This is a genomic window from Verrucomicrobiia bacterium (assembly GCA_035495615.1).
GTDB lineage: Bacteria > Omnitrophota > Omnitrophia > Omnitrophales > Aquincolibacteriaceae > DATJFP01.
Genome location: DATJFP010000071.1, coordinates 1 through 17,757 on the forward strand (window position 1 = coordinate 1; position 17,757 = coordinate 17,757).

At 57.3% G+C, this 17,757-nt stretch carries 13 protein-coding genes and 2 tRNA genes; all 15 read left to right on the forward strand.

Annotated features, from left to right (window positions below):
- A partial coding sequence (locus tag VL688_08675; GenBank protein ID HTL48116.1) for an efflux RND transporter permease subunit occupies window positions 1–587 on the forward strand: 587 nt, incomplete at its 5' end.
- A gap of 1 nt (window position 588) precedes the next feature.
- Window positions 589–3,705 (forward strand): efflux RND transporter permease subunit, encoded by a 3,117-nt coding sequence (locus VL688_08680; GenBank protein ID HTL48117.1) that lies wholly within the window; start codon window positions 589–591, stop codon window positions 3,703–3,705.
- A 30-nt stretch (window positions 3,706–3,735) separates the two neighbouring features.
- Window positions 3,736–4,365: a hypothetical protein gene (locus VL688_08685; GenBank protein HTL48118.1), complete on the forward strand. Its 630-nt coding sequence runs from the start codon at window positions 3,736–3,738 to the stop codon at window positions 4,363–4,365.
- Window positions 4,366–4,623: 258 nt separating this feature from the next.
- Window positions 4,624–4,696: transfer RNA gene (locus tag VL688_08690), tRNA-Thr, on the forward strand.
- Window positions 4,697–4,817: 121 nt separating this feature from the next.
- Window positions 4,818–6,017, forward strand: coding sequence for an elongation factor Tu (gene tuf, locus VL688_08695; GenBank protein ID HTL48119.1), 1,200 nt, complete (start codon window positions 4,818–4,820; stop codon window positions 6,015–6,017).
- Window positions 6,018–6,231: 214 nt separating this feature from the next.
- Window positions 6,232–6,309: transfer RNA gene (locus tag VL688_08700), tRNA-Trp, on the forward strand.
- 237 nt (window positions 6,310–6,546) lie between these two features.
- Window positions 6,547–6,732 (forward strand): preprotein translocase subunit SecE, encoded by a 186-nt coding sequence (gene secE / locus VL688_08705; GenBank protein ID HTL48120.1) that lies wholly within the window; start codon window positions 6,547–6,549, stop codon window positions 6,730–6,732.
- A 5-nt stretch (window positions 6,733–6,737) separates the two neighbouring features.
- Window positions 6,738–7,271, forward strand: a complete 534-nt coding sequence (nusG, locus tag VL688_08710; GenBank protein ID HTL48121.1) for a transcription termination/antitermination protein NusG — start codon at window positions 6,738–6,740, stop codon at window positions 7,269–7,271.
- A gap of 14 nt (window positions 7,272–7,285) precedes the next feature.
- Complete coding sequence (gene rplK, locus VL688_08715; protein ID HTL48122.1) at window positions 7,286–7,717, forward strand: 50S ribosomal protein L11; 432 nt, start codon at window positions 7,286–7,288, stop codon at window positions 7,715–7,717.
- A 16-nt stretch (window positions 7,718–7,733) separates the two neighbouring features.
- Window positions 7,734–8,426 carry a 50S ribosomal protein L1 gene (gene rplA, locus VL688_08720; GenBank protein ID HTL48123.1) on the forward strand — a complete coding sequence of 231 codons (693 nt, stop codon included), beginning with the start codon at window positions 7,734–7,736 and terminating at the stop codon, window positions 8,424–8,426.
- 7 nt (window positions 8,427–8,433) lie between these two features.
- Window positions 8,434–8,967 (forward strand): 50S ribosomal protein L10, encoded by a 534-nt coding sequence (gene rplJ, locus VL688_08725; GenBank protein ID HTL48124.1) that lies wholly within the window; start codon window positions 8,434–8,436, stop codon window positions 8,965–8,967.
- Between the two features lie 28 nt (window positions 8,968–8,995).
- Window positions 8,996–9,445 carry a 50S ribosomal protein L7/L12 gene (rplL, locus tag VL688_08730; protein HTL48125.1) on the forward strand — a complete coding sequence of 150 codons (450 nt, stop codon included), beginning with the start codon at window positions 8,996–8,998 and terminating at the stop codon, window positions 9,443–9,445.
- Between the two features lie 84 nt (window positions 9,446–9,529).
- Entirely contained in the window at window positions 9,530–13,321 is a 3,792-nt protein-coding gene (gene rpoB / locus VL688_08735) for a DNA-directed RNA polymerase subunit beta (protein ID HTL48126.1), read from the forward strand.
- On the forward strand, window positions 13,318–17,364 hold the full coding sequence (gene rpoC, locus VL688_08740; protein ID HTL48127.1) for a DNA-directed RNA polymerase subunit beta': 4,047 nt from the start codon (window positions 13,318–13,320) through the stop codon (window positions 17,362–17,364). Before rpoB ends, rpoC begins: the two co-directional genes overlap by 4 nt.
- Window positions 17,364–17,753: a 30S ribosomal protein S12 gene (gene rpsL, locus VL688_08745; protein HTL48128.1), complete on the forward strand. Its 390-nt coding sequence runs from the start codon at window positions 17,364–17,366 to the stop codon at window positions 17,751–17,753. The genes rpoC and rpsL overlap by 1 nt, the downstream gene beginning before the upstream one ends.
- Window positions 17,754–17,757 lie beyond the last annotated feature (4 nt).

Below are 17,757 nucleotides of genomic sequence, written 5' to 3' on the forward strand. Positions count from 1 at the left end.
AAGAAAACTTCTCCCGCGTCTCGTTCGCGGTCATCCTCGCCATCGTCCTCATCTACATGATCATGGCGTCGCAGTTCGAATCGTTCCTGCAGCCGCTCATCATCATGCTGACCGTGCCGCTCGCGCTTTTCGGCGTGGCCATCGCGCTCCTGGTTTCGGGCACGACGCTGAACGTCATCTCGCTTCTCGGCATGATCTTCCTCGTCGGTACCGCGGTTAATAACGGTATCGTGCTCATCGAATACATCAACCAGGTCCGAGAAGAAGGCGTGGAGGTGGAAAAGGCCTGCATCGACGCCGCGCGCATCAGGACGCGCCCGATTCTCATGAGCGCGCTGTCTTCCGCCATCGGCCTCCTGCCTCTCGCGCTGGGACTGGGCGAAGGCGCGGAACTGCGCTCGCCCATGGCCGTTGCCATGCTCGGGGGAACGCTGTCTTCGACGTTCCTGACCCTCATCGTGATTCCGCTGTTCTACATTCTGCTTACCCGCGTTTCAGAAAAGATCTTCGGCCCGGAAGAGGAAGAGAGCGACGAAAAAGCCGGGGTGAGCGATACGCCCCCCGAAATGGAAGAAGAGAAAGACTGACATGGGGCTTCCGTCATTTTCCATTCACAGGCCGGTGTTGACGATCATGATCTTCGTGATCGGCATCCTGCTGGGCGTGATCTCGCTGACCCGGCTTCCGGTCGAACTCTACCAGGGCGGCAACCAGGGCATTATCAGCATCATCGTGCGCGCGCGCGGCGGCCTGCCTCCGCCGGAGGTCGAAAAGTCCATCACCAAGCCCGTCGAAGAAGCCGTGGCGACAGTCAGCCACCTGAAGAACCTGTACTCCTCCTCGCGTGAAGCCGAATCGCGCGTGACGCTCGAATTCGATACCGGCACGAACATGAACTTCGCGGCTCTGGAAATCCGCGAAAAGTTTTCGCGCGTGAAGCCGCTGCTTCCGAAAGAAATCGAAAAGCCCGTCATCGCCAACTACGACGACGCGCAGTCGGCCGTCTTCATTTTCGCGCTGACCTCCAACACGCTTTCGCCCGAAGACATCCGCCAGAAAGTGGAGCTGGAACTCAAGCCCGTCGTCGCGCGCGTTGACGGTGTGGCCAGCGTGGAAGTCTACGGCGGCCGCGAGCGGAAGATTCTAGTCGAGGTCGACCGCGACAAGCTGGCCATCTACAACATCTCGATCGAGAAGATCATGGACATCCTGGGGCAGGCGAACGTGAACCTGCTTTCCGGCACCGTGGACAAAGGCAAATACGAATTCGCGGTGCGCAGCATGGGCGCTTTCGAGAATGTGGAAGAAATCGGTGAGCTCGGCGTGCAGGCCACGCGCCAGGGATCCATCGTGCCCTTGAAAGAACTGGCCACGGTGAAAGACGCGTACATGGAACCGGAAGACGCGGCGCGCCTCAACCTCGAGCAGAATGTGACGGTCTACGTCAAGAAGACCAGCCTTGCCAACACCATCCCCGTCGTGCACAACTGCATCCGCGTGCTCGATGAATTCAAGCAGAAGAACAAAGAGACGCTCGACGTCGTCATCGTTTCCGACAAAGCCAAGACGATCGTGCGCGCGATCCATGACGTCCGCGACTCCATGTTCCTTGGCATCGTGTTGACGATCATCATGATCTACGTGGCGCTGCGGCAAATCGTCCTCGCGATCATCATTTCCGTCGCGATCCCGTGCTCGGTGATCATCACGTTTGCCGTCATGGGCGCGCTCGGTTTCAGCTTGAACGTCATGACGCTTTCCGGCCTCGCGCTCGCCATCGGCATCATGGTCGACAGCGCGGTCGTCGTCATGGAAAACACGTTCGTGAAAAAAGAAAAAGGAATGGGCGACGGGCAGGCCATACGCGAAGCCGCCGAAGAAGTGTGGCTGCCTCTTTTGTCGTCGCTCATCACGACCTGCATCGTGTTCGTGCCGATCACCTTCATCGACAAGAAAATCCAGGAGACCTATTCCGGTTTCGCGCTCACGGTGACGTCGTCGCTCATCATTTCCTTTTTCGTGGCGCTCATGCTGATTCCCGTCATGCTCATGCAATGGGGGCGTGGACGCATCAAAGTCGAGAAGAGGGAGCCCGGCCAGGAGCGCAGCGGCCTGCAGCGTACGTATGCGGGCATCATGAAGTTTAATCTCATGTTCCGTTATCCGGTGGCCGCCGCGACGATTGCGCTGTTCTGTCTGGCCAGCTACAACATCGTCACGCGCGATATCGACTTTCCCACGACGCTCGAAGAAAACGAATTCCAGGTCATCATCTTTCCGCTGGCCGGAGCGCGCCTGGAGGCCAACGACGAGGCCGTAACCAAGGTGGAAGAGCTCATCCACAAGGTCCCGGACGTGGACATGATCTCGTCCACGGTGAGAAAGGACGACGTCCGCGTTTTCGTCCGGCTGAAGCCCAAGGAAGAAAGGCAGTATTCGAAAGAAGAAATCATGCAGATGATCGACGAGAAAGGCAATGAACTGGTCAAGGAGATCCACGACGATTACAGTTTGATTCTGGACGAAGGCGCGTCGTCTTCCGAGCAGAAAAAACTGGTCGTGAACATCTTCGGCTACGAGAACGACGTGCTGGAAAAGCTGGCGCGCGAATTCGCCAACCGCATGTCGAAGGTGGACGGCCTGGTCAACGTGGTCATGACCGACCTGCGCAAACGCCCGGAATATTCGCTGGTGATCGACAAGGGACGCGCGGCCATCTACGGGCTGACCGTGAAAAATGTGGCGGATTCGGTTCATGCCCTTGTCCGCGGCATGCGGCCCACTAAATTTCACGAACTGACCAACGGCCAGGAGATCGAGACCATCACGCGCCTGCAGGCCATCTACCGGCAAAAGATCGAAGACCTGAAGCTGATCTACATTGCGAGTCCCAAAGACGGCCATCAGATTCCGCTGGGCGAGATCGCGTCTTTTTACGCGACGACCGGGCCTCAGACCATCGACCGCAAAGACAAATACCGCTACGTGTTCGTGAAAGGGGACTGCAAAACGGCGCTCGAAACTGTGGCCAAGCAGGTCCAGGAAGCCGTCAAAGATGTGCCGCTGCCGGACGATTATTATTGGAGGTTCGGCGGCAGCTATGAAGAGCTGGTCGGAGGAAAGTCGGACATGAACGTCGCGCTCATTCTCACGGTGGCGCTTGTCTACATGGTGCTGGCCTGCACCTTTGAGAGTTATTTTTTGCCCGCGATCCTCATGCTCTCGGTCCCGATGGCGAGTATCGGCATCTGGCTCGCGCTCACGATCGGGAGAAAGCCGCTCAGCCAGCCGGTGTTCATCGGCATGATTCTTCTGGCGGGGTACGTGGTCAATGCTTCCATTATGATGGTCGATGCCATGAAGGCGCTCATGGCGCAAAAAGGAATGTCGCGCAGGGAAGCGCTCATCGAAGCGGGCTGCGACCGCATCCGCCCGATCATGATGACAACGACGTCCACGATCCTGGGGTTCGTTCCCATGGCGATCAGTTCGAGCGAATCGAGCAATCTCTGGTCGCCGCTGGCCGTCACCGTGATCGGCGGGCTGCTCAGCTCGACCATCCTGACGCTTTTCATCATGCCTAATTTTATTTTAATTTCTGACGACTTCGGCGTGCTCGTGAGAGGGACTTTTGGAATCGCGATGAAGACGATCGAGACCGCGAAGAGCCTTGTGTTTGCGAAAATCATGAGAAAAAATACCTAACGGCACTTTTAAAATACCTTAGGAGACTTTATGGAAAATCAAGAGAACACCCACGTGACGGAAAAAACGGCGGCGAAAACGCGCCGCCGCGCCCGCAACATCCTGATCCACAAACCCATGCAGCGCGAATTTACTTTCGTGATGATCTCGCTTCTCATGGTTTCGACGCTCGCGATCGCGTTCGTCATCCATCAGACGATCCACGACGCCGCGTTCGGGGGAGGATTCCAGTTCGGAAAAATCAACCCGTACGAGGTTTTGTCGGACGTGAGCTACCAGCTCATGATCCGCGTGAGCGCGATTTTGTTCGTCACGCTCGTTATCATCGGGGTCTTCGGAATTTTCTTCCTGCACCGCGTGGCCGGGCCCGTGTACCGGTTCCGCCAGATCTTCGTGAAGATCAATGACGGCGAATATCCGAAATACGTGCGCTTGCGCGAAGGCGACTTCTTCAACGAAACTGCGTCCGAGATCAACCGGCTCGTGCATCGGCTGCGTTTCGAATACGATCGTGACAAACAGATCAAGACGAAAGTCAGCCTGATGCTCGACGTTGCCGAATCGTCCAACCCTTCGGTCAAGAAAACCTTGAACGAATTGAAGGAAATGATGGAGCAGCAGCCGCCCGATTTGCCCGAAAAGTCATCGGGGAAAGATTAGCGTTAAAGCGCTGTGAGAAACAAAACAGATTAATAAGATCCAATTTATAGCAATAAAAATCATGACGCCTTCCGCAGCTTTTGTCATTCCAGTCCTTGACACTGTAAAGGTTTTCGCCTAAAATTCCGTTACTAATTTCGCGTTTTTTTTCAGCTTCGTAAAAATAACCTTGACAGTTTCCCAGCGGTTAGTAAAATCTCCGTTTACCCCGACAAGACGGGACTGTCTTTTTTTCTGTTTACTTCACTTCAGCGTTTTGCTGGGGTAGCTCAGTTGGTAGAGCACGTCCTTGGTAAGGACGAGGTCACGGGTTCAATCCCCGTCTCCAGCTGACTTCTTCATGTTCATTGAAGATACCCCAGTCGCGAAGCAAATGTCAGGCAAAATGTTTTGCGCTTTGCTGATCCAAGCGGCGCCGACTAACAAGCAGCAATAGAGCGAGGAGAAATACCATGGCAAAGGATAAATTCGAGAGATCTAAACCGCACGTGAACGTCGGAACCATTGGACACGTTGACCATGGTAAAACGACCCTTACCTGCGCTCTGACCAAAGTGCTTGCCGCTAAAGGTATGGCCGAAGTGAAAGAATATGCGGACATTGCCAAGGGCGGAACGGTCCGCGATGCTTCGAAAATCGTGACCATCGCCGTTTCCCACGTGGAATATTCCTCCGACAAGCGCCATTATGCGCACGTCGACTGCCCGGGACACGCCGACTACATTAAGAACATGATCACCGGCGCCGCGCAGATGGACGGCGCTATTCTCGTGGTATCGGCCGTTGACGGCCCGATGCCGCAGACTCGCGAGCATATTCTCCTCGCCCGCCAGGTCGGTGTTCCCGCCATTGTCGTTTTCCTCAACAAGATTGACCTCGTCGATGATACAGAACTTCTGGACCTCGTCGAACTCGAAGTCCGCGAGCTTCTGAACAAGTACCAGTTCCCCGGTGACTCGATTCCCGTCATCCGCGGCTCCAGCCTTCCGGCTGTCCAGAATCCGACGGATGAGAAGGCCAATGCCTGCATCATGGCCCTTGTGAAGGCCCTCGACGACAGCATTCCCGAACCCAAGCGTGACATCGATAAGCCCTTCCTGATGTCGGTCGAAGACGTGTTCTCGATCTCCGGCCGTGGTACGGTCGGTACGGGCCGTGTCGAACGCGGCCGTGTGAAGGTCGGCGAAGACGTCGAAATCATCGGTCTGCGTGAAGCGTCGATGAAGTCGACCGTCACGGGTATCGAAATGTTCCGCAAGCTGCTCGATGAAGGCGTCGCCGGCGACAACCTCGGCGTGCTCCTCCGCGGCGTGGAAAAAGAACAGCTCGAACGCGGCATGGTCATTGCGAAGCCGGGTTCCGTGAAGCCGCACAAGAAGTTCAAGGCTTCCATTTACGTGTTGAGCAAGGAAGAAGGCGGACGTCATACACCGTTTTTCAACGGTTACCGCCCCCAGTTTTATTTTCGTACAACCGACGTCACCGGTATCGTGAAGCTCCCTGCTGGCACCGAAATGGTCATGCCGGGCGATAACGTTAACGTTGAAGCCGAGTTGATCATGCCGGTCGCCATGGAAAAGGAACTGCGCTTCGCTGTTCGCGAAGGCGGCAAGACCGTGGGCGCCGGTGTCGTCAGTGAGATCTTAGATTAAGTCTGTCTTAGGCGTGTTTTCCCGGTTTTATCTCACGCATGGCGAGCTTGTCTGTTGCAGGGTGTTTACCTCGCCGTAAGAAATCCTGCAACTCTCAACGTACGACAAATCAGGATTATCTGCTGGTGCGGGTTTTTGCAGCGCATCGAGGGATGTCTTTCGGCGTTTAGGCAGAGACATTCCGGGCTCATTTTGCTCTGATGCAGATTGCTGGAGGCCTGTAGCTCGAACTGGCTAGAGCGGCGGTCTCCAAAACCGCATGTTGCAGGTTCGAATCCTGCCAGGCCTGCCAGTATAAAAGCTGCAGTGCGGGGCGCAGAAGTTTGAATGTGGGGCAGGATTCGAAGGGAGCACCAGTTTTCAAACGTGACATACGTCACGGTTGATGGTGCGGGCGGTTACCGGCAAAGCCGAAACCGAATCCTGCCAGGCCGTCGCTGAAAGCGACGTTTAAGTCCCGGCGTAGCCGGTAATAAATCCCGTCGTCGTAGACGACGGCAAAAAGTAAAACTGGGAAAGCAAGAAAACGATGTTCGGCAAAGTCGGCAATTTCGTCCAGGAAACAAGACAAGAGCTCAATAAAGTCACGTGGCCTAGCCGCTCCGAACTGATCCAGGCCACCGTGGTCGTTATCATTACGACCTTTATCATGGCTCTCTACATCGGCGTGATCGATTTTTTTCTTTCCAGTTTCATGAGGCTCTTGGCTAGGTGAAAACAGTGGCAGAAGCAAAATGGTATGTAGTGCACACCCAGACCGGCGTTGAGGCGCGGGTGAAGGCTTCCCTGGAAGCCAGGGCGGAAACCTCGGGGATGAAGAAGTTCATCCATCAGGTCCTGATTCCGACGGAAAAGGTCAGCGAAGTCAAGGAAGGGAAGAAGCGCATCAGCGAGCGCAAATTTTTCCCCGGCTACATCCTGATTCAGATGGAGCTAAATGACGACAGCTGGTATCTCGTGCGCAATACCCCGGGCATTTCCGGGTTTGTGGGCTCCGGCAAGACGCCGCTGCCGCTTTCCGAGCATGACGTGGATCAGATCCTCCGTCAGCAGGAAGAAAAGACTTCGAAGCCGAAGCCGAAAGTCGATTTCGCGCTCGGCGAGAACGTGCGGGTCAAAGAAGGCTCGTTCGCGAATTTTAACGGCACCATCGAAGAAGTGAATCCTAACCGCGGCAAACTTCGCGTATCGGTCAATATTTTCGGCCGGGCAACGCCCGTCGAGCTGGAATATTGGCAGGTCGAAAAAATCTAGTTTAAGGGAAGATCATGGCAAAGGAAGTCACAGCGAAAATCAAGTTGCAGGTTACGGGCGGCCAGGCCAACCCCGCGCCCCCGATCGGTCCCGCGCTCGGCCAGCACGGCGTTAACATCATGGAATTCTGCAAGCAGTTCAACGAGCGCACGAAGGACAAGCAGGGCACGGTCCTTCCCGTTGTCATCACCGTCTATAAAGACAAATCGTTCACTTTCATTCTCAAGTCGCCTCCGGTTGCCGTGGCGCTCAAAAAGGCCGCGGGCCTTGCGAAGGCCTCGTCGGAACCGGGACGCAACATCATCGGTAAAGTCACGCGTGAGGATGTGCTCACGATCGCGCGCGGCAAAATGGCCGACCTCAACACGGCGAAGATCGAATCCGCCGTCAGGATTGTCGAAGGCACGGCCCGCAGCATGGGCCTGCAGGTCGTCGACAAGAAATAATTCTACGGAGTCTATCGTGCCGAACAAGAGAAGCAAACGTTATCAGGTCAGGGCGAAGGTCGCCGAGCGCGGCGTGCAGTATAACCTCGAAGACGCGGTGGGCCGCCTGAAAAAGGTGCCGCCCGCGAAGTTCGACGAAACCGTCTCCCTGAATTTCCAGCTCGGCATCAAGCCGGACCAGAACGACCAGCAGATCCGCGGCGCGGTGAGCCTGCCGCACGGCTCGGGCAAAGACGTCCGCGTCGTCGTGTTCTGCAAGGGCGAAGAGGCGCGCAAGGCGGAAGCCGCCGGCGCTTCGGTGGTCGGCGCGGAAGACCTCGTTCAGAAAGTTCTCGGCGGCTGGCTGGATTTCGACGCCGTCGTCGCGCACCCGGACATGATGCGTGAAGTTTCCAAGCTCGGCCGCGTGCTTGGACCCCGCGGCCTCATGCCGACGCCGAAGACCGGCACCGTGACGCCGGATGTCGGCCGCGCCGTGAAAGAACTCAAGACCGGCCGCGTGGAATTCAAGAACGACAAGACCGCCGGCGTGCATGTTGTTTGCGGCAAGCTTTCGTTTTCCGAAGATGCTCTGAAAGAAAATATCCGTGCCGTGGTCAAGGCCATCCGTGATGCGAAGCCGGCCACGAGCAAAGGCGAATATCTCAAGGCGGTGAACGTGGCCCCGACTCATGGCCCGGGTCTCCGCCTGGTAACCGGATCTCTGTGAGGAATTTATGCCATCCGTCGTGAAAGAGCTGATGATGAAGGAAATGAAGCAGGGATTCGAGAAGAATTCTTATGCTTTCGTTTCCAGCCTGGGAAAAGTGACCGTCGCCGACATCGCGGATTACCGCCGCAGCATCGAAAAGGTGGCGAGCCGTTCTTTGATGGTCAAGCACACGTTCGCCCGCAAGATTTTCCAGGAAATGAAGTACGAAGGGGCGGAAAAACTTTTGAATGGCTCTGTCCTGGTGACTTTTGGAAATAAGGACCCGCAGGTTATTTCCAAGGCCATCGTGGATTTCTGCAAGACGAACAACAAGTTCAATGCAGCCGGGGTCATTTTTGAAAGCAAAGTCTACGATCAGGAATTCATGAAGCAGCTTGCCGCGCTGCCTTCGCGCAAAGAACTTTTGACGCAGGTCGTTGTTCGCGTCAAATCGCCGATTTCGGGATTCGTGATGACGCTTTCGGCCGTGATGCGCGGTTTCGTCGTGGCGCTGAATGAAGTGAAGAAAAAGCGGGAAGCAGCGCCGGCGGCGGCGTAAAAAATATTTTATCGAGGAGGAGTGAGTCATGTCAGATCAAGCGGTTCAGGAAGTAGAAGCGAAAGAAAAGAAAGCGGGTGTCAACGTGTCTGAGAAACTGCAGGGTGTGCTCAAAACGATCGAAGAGCTGACGGTGCTCGAGCTCGCGGACCTCGTCCGTGCCCTTGAAGAGAAGTTTGGCGTCAGTGCGGCGGCGGCGGTTGCTGTTGCGGCTCCGGCTGGGGGCGGCGGTGCGGCGGCTGGCGGTGCGGCGGCGGCTGAAGAGAAGGAAGATTACACGGTCATTCTTAAGGACGGCGGAGCGAAGAAGATCCAGGTCATTAAGGAAATCCGTGCTCTTACCAATCTCGGTCTGAAAGAAGCCAAGGATCTCGTCGAAGGCGCGCCGAAGACGGTTAAGGAAGGCGTGAAGAAGGACGAGGCCGAAAAGATTAAGAAAATTCTCGAAGAACAGGGTGCGAAGGTTGAGCTTAAGTAAGAACTTTTCCGCGGCAGAACTCATGAAGGGTTCCCGCGCTGAAAGTGTTCTTGTATTCAACTTCACTCTGGAGGCTATCGCCCTATGATTCCTGTGACGGAAAGAAAAAACTTCACCAAGATCCACGATAGGATGGACATCCCGAATCTCGTCGAGATTCAGGTGGAATCCTATGAGAAGTTTCTGCAGACGGACAGCTCCAAGCGTAAGCGGAAACGGCAGGGCCTGGAAGCGGCTTTTCAGGAATGCTTCCCGATCGAAAGCGTGGACGGCACGTGCCGCCTCGAATACACCGGCTATGCCCTCGGCAAGCCCAAGTATTCGATCTCGGAATGCCATAAGCGCGGCATGACCTACGCGGCCCCCCTCAAAGTGAAGTTGCGTCTTGTCCGTAACGGAGTCGCCAAGGAACAGGAAGTCTACATCGGCGAGCTGCCGCTCATGACGGAAACCGGTACCTTCGTCATCAACGGCGCCGAGCGCGTTGTCGTCTCCCAGCTGCACCGTTCCCCGGGCGTTTCTCTCGAAGAAGGCCTTCACCCGAGCGGTAAAAAGGTCCACAGCGTCCGCATTATCCCGTACCGCGGCGCCTGGATTGAGTTCGAGTCGGACATCAATGACATTCTGTACGCGTACATTGACCGCCGCCGTAAGATCCTGGCCACGACCCTCCTCCGTGCCCTTGGATATTCGACGACGCACGACATCCTCAAGAACCTTTACCCGGTCGAGAAAGTCAGCCTCTCCGAGCGTGCGAACCTCAAGAAAATCGAAGACCAGTTCCTGGCCGACGATGTGGTTCATCCGGAATCCAAGGAAGTCATCGCGCAGGGCGGCACCCGCCTGACGAAAGACCTCCTGAGCGTCCTGACCCAGAACCACGTGGCCAGCGTCATGGTCGTGAAGCCCTCGGACGATGATTTCGCGCTGATGAACACGATCGAGCGCGATCCGTACCGCAACCTCCAGGAAGCCCAGGTCGCCATTTACCGCCGCATCCGTCCCGGCGATCCCCCGACGGAAGCCAGCGCGCGCGACCTCATTAATAAGCTGTTCTTCGATGCCCAGCGCTATGACCTCGGCAGGGTTGGCCGTTTCATGTTGAACCGCAAGCTCGGCCTGGAACAGTCGATCACCGAAACCACGCTCCGCCGCGACGACGTCATGCACGTCATCGCCATGCTCCTGAAGCTCCGTTCCGGCGAAGTGCGCAAGGACGACATCGATCACCTCGGCAACCGCCGCGTGCGTTCGGTCGGTGAACTCCTCGAAAACCAGTTCCGCGTCGGCCTCGTGCGCATGAAGCGCTCCTGCCTCGAGCGCATGTCGATCTACGATCTTGATGCCGCGATGCCGCACAACCTGATCAACCCGAAACTCATTTCCGCGGCCATCAAAGATTTCTTCGGCCGCAGCCAGCTCTCCCAGTTTATGGACCAGACCAATCCTCTGGCGGAACTGACGCATAAGCGCCGTCTCTCGGCCCTCGGGCCCGGCGGTCTTTCGCGCGAGCACGCGGGCTTCGAAGTCCGCGACGTGCACCCGTCGCATTACGGCCGTATCTGCCCGATTGAAACGCCGGAAGGCCCGAACATCGGTCTGATCGCGTCGCTGTCGACGTTTTCGCGCGTGAACGAAATCGGCTTTCTCGAAAGCCCGTACCGCAAGGTCGAAAAAGGCCGCGTGACCGACAAGATCGATTTCCTCACGGCCGACCTCGAAGACAAGTACGTCATTGCGCAGGCTAACGCGCCGCTGGATGCCAAGGGCAATTTCACCGCGGATGCCATTTCCTGCCGTATGCGCGGCGACTTCCCGAAGAAGAAGCCCGAAGAAATCGATTACATGGACGTTTCTCCGCGCCAGCTCGTCTCCGTTGCTGCCGCGCTGATCCCGTTCCTCGAACACGACGACGCCAACCGCGCGCTCATGGGTTCGAACATGCAGCGTCAGGCCGTTCCGCTTCTCATTACGGATTCGCCGCTCGTCGGCACCGGTATGGAAAAGCAGGTGGCCGTCGATTCCGGCGCCGCCATGACGTCGAAATCCCGCGGCACCGTGAAAGAAGTCTCGGGCGGCGAGATCGTCATTGATGATTTCGTTTACAAGCTCAAGAAGTTCGAACGTTCTAACGCCGGCACCTGCATCAACCAGCGCCCGCTCGTCAGCGTGGGCGACAAGGTGAAGCGCGGGGACGTGATCGCCGACGGCGCGGCCACTGAAAACGGCGAGCTCGCGCTCGGCCGCAACGTGCTGGTCGCCTTCATGCCGTGGCGCGGCTACAACTTCGAAGACGCGATCATCATCAATGAAAAGCTCTGCAAAGAAGACGTGTACACGTCGCTTCATATCGAAGAGTTCGAGATTGAAGCGCGTGACACGAAGCTCGGCAACGAGGAAATCACGCGCGACATCCCGAACGTCGGCGAAGATGCGCTGAAGGACCTCGACGAGGAAGGTATTGTCCGCGTCGGTGCGGAAGTCAAGCACGGCGACCTTCTGGCGGGCAAGATCAGCCCGAAGTCCGAGACGGAATTGTCTCCTGAAGAAAAACTCCTGCGCGCCATTTTCGGCGAAAAGGCCGGCGACGTGCGCGATGCCTCTCTTGTGGTGCCTCCGGGCGTCGAAGGCATTGTCGTCGACGTGAAGGTGTTCGCCCGCAAGGAATCCAAAGCGAAGAGCCGCGACGAGCGCCGCCAGGAAGGCAAGGAAATCGACGAAATTAAGACCCGCTATCAGGACAGGATTGACATCTTGAAGCGCGAGCGTCTCAACAAGATCTCCGGCATGATCATGGGCAAGTCCCTTTCCGAAGATCTGGTCGACGACATTCTCGGCGAAGTGCTTCTGAAATCCGGCCACACGATCACCAAGGCCGATATGAAGAAGCTCGAAAGCTGCGACTGGGAATCCATCCGGGTTGACGACGAACCGGAACTCGAAGAAAGCGTGCGCAAGATCGCGCGCGTGTGGGGCGACGAAATCGACGAGCTGATCGGCGAGCGCACCCGCGAAATCGACCGCATTAAAAAAGGCGACGAGCTTCCTCCGGGTGTGATCAAGAAGGTCGTGGTTTACGTCTGCTCGAAGAGAAAGATTTCCGTCGGTGACAAGATGGCCGGACGCCACGGTAACAAGGGTGTCATCGCCAAGATCCTTCCGGAAGAAGACATGCCGTATCTTCCGAACGGAACATCCGTGGAAATCATCCTGAATCCTCTCGGCGTGCCTTCGCGCATGAACGTGGGGCAGATTCTCGAAACGCACCTCGGCTGGGCCGCGAAGGCCCTCGGCGTGAAAGTCATGACGCCGGTCTTCAGCGGCTGCACCGAAGAAGAAATCCGCGGCATGCTGAAGGAAGCGAAGCTTCCCGAAGACGGCAAAACGGTCCTCTATGACGGCCGGACAGGCGAGCCTTTTGACGAGCGCGTGACGGTCGGCCAGATCTACATGTTGAAACTGGCCCACCTCGCCGACGACAAAATCCATGCCCGCTCAATCGGTCCTTACTCTCTTGTCACGCAGCAGCCCCTCGGCGGCAAAGCCCAGTTCGGCGGCCAGCGCTTCGGAGAGATGGAAGTGTGGGCGCTCGAGGCTTACGGAGCGGCTTATACCCTCCAGGAGCTTTTGACGGTGAAGTCCGACGACGTGGTCGGCCGCACCCGCGTGTACGAAGCCATCGTGAAAGGCGAGCCCGCGCTGCATGCCGGAACGCCTGAATCGTTCAACGTCTTGGTGAAAGAATTGCAGTCTCTTGCGCTGGACATCATCCCGGAAAAGAACCCGGGTGCGATGCCTCTCCCCGAGATCAAGAAGTCGGAAGAAGAAACCTCTGAAGCGCGCAAAGAGAAAGCGAAGGAGAAACTGAAGGTATGAGCCATCCCGACGTCAATACGTTCGACTCCGTTCTGATCCGCATCGCTTCTCCCGAAGTCATCCGCAGCTGGTCCCGCGGTGAAGTGAAGAAGCCGGAAACCATCAACTACCGTACGCTGAAGCCGGAAAAAGACGGCCTCTTCTGCGAAAAGATCTTTGGCCCCACGCGCGATTACGAATGCGCCTGCGGCAAGTACAAGAGGATCAAGCACAAGGGTATCGTCTGCGACCGCTGCGGCGTCGAAGTGACGCAGTCGAAGGTGCGCCGCGAGCGCATGGGCCACATCGAGCTCGTGACGCCTGTTTCGCACATCTGGTTCTTCAAGACCATGCCTTCGCGCATCGGCAACCTGCTCGACCTTTCGGTCCGTGCTCTCGAGAAGGTCCTTTATTATGAAGAGTTCATCGTCATCGACCCGAAGGAAACGCCGCTGAAGAAGCGCCAGCTCCTGACGGAAGAGGAATACGTGAAGGCGCAGGAACAGTACGGCGCCACGAGCTTCACGGCCGGCATGGGCGCGGACGCGATCCAGCAGCTCCTGAAGGAACTCGAACTCGAAAAGATCGCGCAGAAATTCCAGCGCCAGCTGAAGACCTCGAAGTCCAAACAGGCGCGCGCGCGCGCCGTCAAGATTCTCAAGATCGTCGACGCGTTCCGCAAGTCAGGCAACAATCCCGACTGGATGATCCTGGAATGCATTCCGGTCATTCCGCCCGACCTTCGTCCTCTCGTCGCGCTCGATGGCGGCCGTTTCGCCACCAGCGACCTGAACGACCTTTACCGCCGCGTCATCAACCGTAACAACCGCCTGAAGAAGCTCCTTGAGCTCAAGGCCCCGGACGTCATCATCCGCAACGAAAAGCGCATGCTCCAGGAAGCCGTGGACGCGCTCTTCGACAACGGACGTCACGGCCGCCCGGTGCTCGGCAGCGGCAACCGTCCTCTCAAGTCCCTCAGCGATATGCTGAAAGGCAAGCAGGGCCGTTTCCGCCAGAACCTTCTCGGTAAACGCGTCGACTACTCCGGCCGCTCGGTTATCGTCATCGGCCCGGAACTCAAAATTTATCAGTGCGGACTTCCGAAGAAGATGGCGCTCGAACTGTTCGAGCCGTTCATCATCCGGAAACTCAAGGAACGCGGCCATGTGCACACGATCCGTTCGGCCAAGAAGATGGTCGAGCGCGTGCGCCCCGAAGTGTGGGACATCCTGGAAGAAGTGATTCACGAGCACCCGGTGCTCCTGAACCGCGCTCCCACGCTGCACCGCCTCGGCATTCAGGCGTTCGAGCCGCTTCTTATCGAAGGTAAAGCCATCCGCATCCACCCGCTCGTCTGCGCGGCGTTCAACGCCGACTTCGACGGTGACCAGATGGCCGTCCACGTTCCGCTTTCCATGGAAGCCCAGATGGAAGCGCGCGTGCTCATGCTTTCGGCCAACAACATTTTTTCGCCTTCCAACGGCCAGCCTATTGCGACGCCTTCCCAGGACATCGTGCTTGGTATTTATTACCTCACGAAGATCCGCGAGACTGCGAAGGGGCATGGAACGTCTTTTGCGGACATGACCGAAGGTCTTTTCGCTTATCATGACGGGGAAGTGCACAAGCACGCGAAGGTGAAGCTGCGTCTTGAAAACGGCGAGACCGTGGAAACCACCGTGGGACGCATGATGTTCAATCTGGTCCTGCCCAAAGGTTTCCGCTACGTCAATGACATCATCAGCAAGTCGAAGATGTCCAAGATCATCGCGGAATGCTATCGCCGCTTCGGGCACAATGAAGTCATCCAGCTGCTGGACCGTCTTAAAGCGCTCGGCTTCGAAGAAGCTACCCGCTCCGGCGCTTCCATCGGCATCGACGACATTCAGATCCCGGACGAAAAGGAAAAGCTCCTGAACGAAGCCCGCGGTACCGTTGCTTCCATCGAAGCGCAATACCGCAACGGTCTCATTACCGACGGCGAACGTTACAACAAAGTGATCGACATCTGGACCCACACGACGGACCGTGTTTCGGACCGCATGTTCGAACAGCTTGACGCGTTCAACCCGGTGTTCATGATGGCCGACTCCGGCGCCCGCGGCTCGAAGCAGCAGATCCGCCAGCTGGCCGGTATGCGTGGTCTGATGGCCAAGCCCTCCGGTGAAATTATCGAAAGCCCGATTACCGCGAACTTCCGCGAAGGTCTGACCGTGCTCGAGTACTTCATCTCGACTCACGGCGCGCGCAAGGGTCTCGCGGATACGGCTCTTAAAACCGCCGACTCCGGTTATCTGACGCGCCGTCTCGTTGACGTCGCCCAGGACGTGATTATTACGGAAGACGATTGCGGCACGCTGAACGGCATCTTCCTCGAAGCCATTTACGAAGGTGAAGAAGAAATTGTAGGCCTCCGCGATCGTATCATTGGCCGCGTGGCGCTCGACAACATCGTGGACGTCGTCACCGACCAGCAGATCGTCAAGGTCGCCGAAATCATCGACGAAGAAACTGCGGACAAGTTGCTCGACGTCGGTATCGAAAAGATCCGCGTCCGTTCGGTCCTGACCTGCGAATCGAAGAAGGGCATCTGCGCCAAGTGCTATGGCCGCGACCTTTCGACGGGCCGCCTGGCCGAACTCGGATGCGCCGTCGGTATCGTGGCCGCGCAGTCGATCGGCGAGCCCGGCACGCAGCTGACCATGCGTACCTTCCACATCGGTGGTACGGCTTCCCGTATCGTCGAACAGTCTTACTTCCGCGCCCGCAACGACGGTTCGCTGAAGTACCACAACTTGAAAACGGTCGTCACGAAGACCAACGAAATCGTCGTGTTGAACCGTAACGGTCTTCTCACGATCCACGACGCGGTCGGCCGCGAACTGGAAAGCTACGTCATTCCGACCGGCGCCATCATTGCGCACAAGGACGGCGGTGCCGTGAAGAAGAACGAAATCTTCGTGAAATGGGACCCGTACACGGTTCCGATTCTGACCGAAGTTTCCGGCCGCGTGAAATACGAGGACCTGAAGCTGGGCGTCTCCATGACGGAAGAAATGGACTCGACCACCGGTCTTACCGAGCGCGTCATCATCGAGCACAAAGAAGAGCTGCACCCGCAGCTTCTTCTCGTCGGCCCGAACGAAGAGATTCTCGGCTTCTATCCGATTCCGACCGGCGCGCATATCGTCGTCAACGACGGCGAAGAAATCACGGCTGGTACGCTGCTCGCCAAGACGCCGCGCAAGATCGCGAAGACCCGCGACATCACCGGCGGTCTTCCGCGTGTCGCCGAGCTTTTCGAAGCGCGCAAGCCGAAGAACCCGGCGGTCATCTCCGAAATCGACGGCGTCGTCGAAATCGGCGACATCGTGAAGGGCCAGCGCAAGATCATCGTGAAGAGCGCCGCGGGCATGACCAAGGAATACCTCATCCCGCACGGCAAACACCTGAACGTCTACAAAGGCGACAAGGTGCAGGCCGGCGAACAGCTCGTCGACGGTCCCGTGGTCCCGCAGGACATCCTGCGCGTCTCCGGCGAAAAGAGCCTGCAGGAATATCTCGTCAACGAGGTGCAGGAAGTCTACCGTCTTCAGGGCGTCAAATTGAACGACAAGCACGTGGAAGTCATTGTGCGCCAGATGCTCCGCAAGGTGCGCATTGATGATTCGGGCGATACGGACTTCATCGTGGGTTCGCACATCGACCGCATCCGCTTCCGCGAAGAAAACGACAAGATGGAAAAGAAAGGCAAGGCGCCTGCCACGGCCACGCCGATCCTCCTGGGCATCACCAAGGCCTCGCTGACCACCGAGAGCTTCATCTCGGCCGCGAGCTTCCAGGAAACGACGCGCGTGCTTACCGAGGCGGCCTCCGCGGGCAAGAGGGATCCTCTTCTCGGCCTGAAGGAAAACGTGATCATGGGACATCTGATCCCGGCTGGAACCGGTTTTTCCGCGCATAAAGGCATCAAGCTCGTGAAAGACGTGAGCGATATCCTGCCTAATCCGGAAGCGCCGGCGCCCGAGGCTGAACCCGCCAAAAAAGAGCAGGAGAAAGAATAATGGCCCCGACGATTAATCAGCTTATCAGGACCGGACGCAGGAAGTTCAAGGCGAAGACCAAATCGCCGGCCCTGCAGGCTTGCCCCTTCCGCAAGGGCGTGTGCCTGGTTGTCCGTACGCAGACGCCGAAGAAGCCGAACTCGGCCCTTCGTAAGATTGCCCGCGTGCGGTTGACCAACGGCCAGGAAGTCACGGCGTACATCCCCGGGGTCGGCCATAACCTCCAGGAACACTCGATCGTTCTGGTGCGCGGCGGCCGCGTGAAAGACCTTCCCGGCGTCCGTTACCATATCGTCCGGGGCAAGCTGGACACCCAGGGCGTGGCTAATAGGAACCGTTCGCGGTCCAAATACGGCGCTAAAACTCCGAAAAAAGCAGCGCCCAAATAGAGGA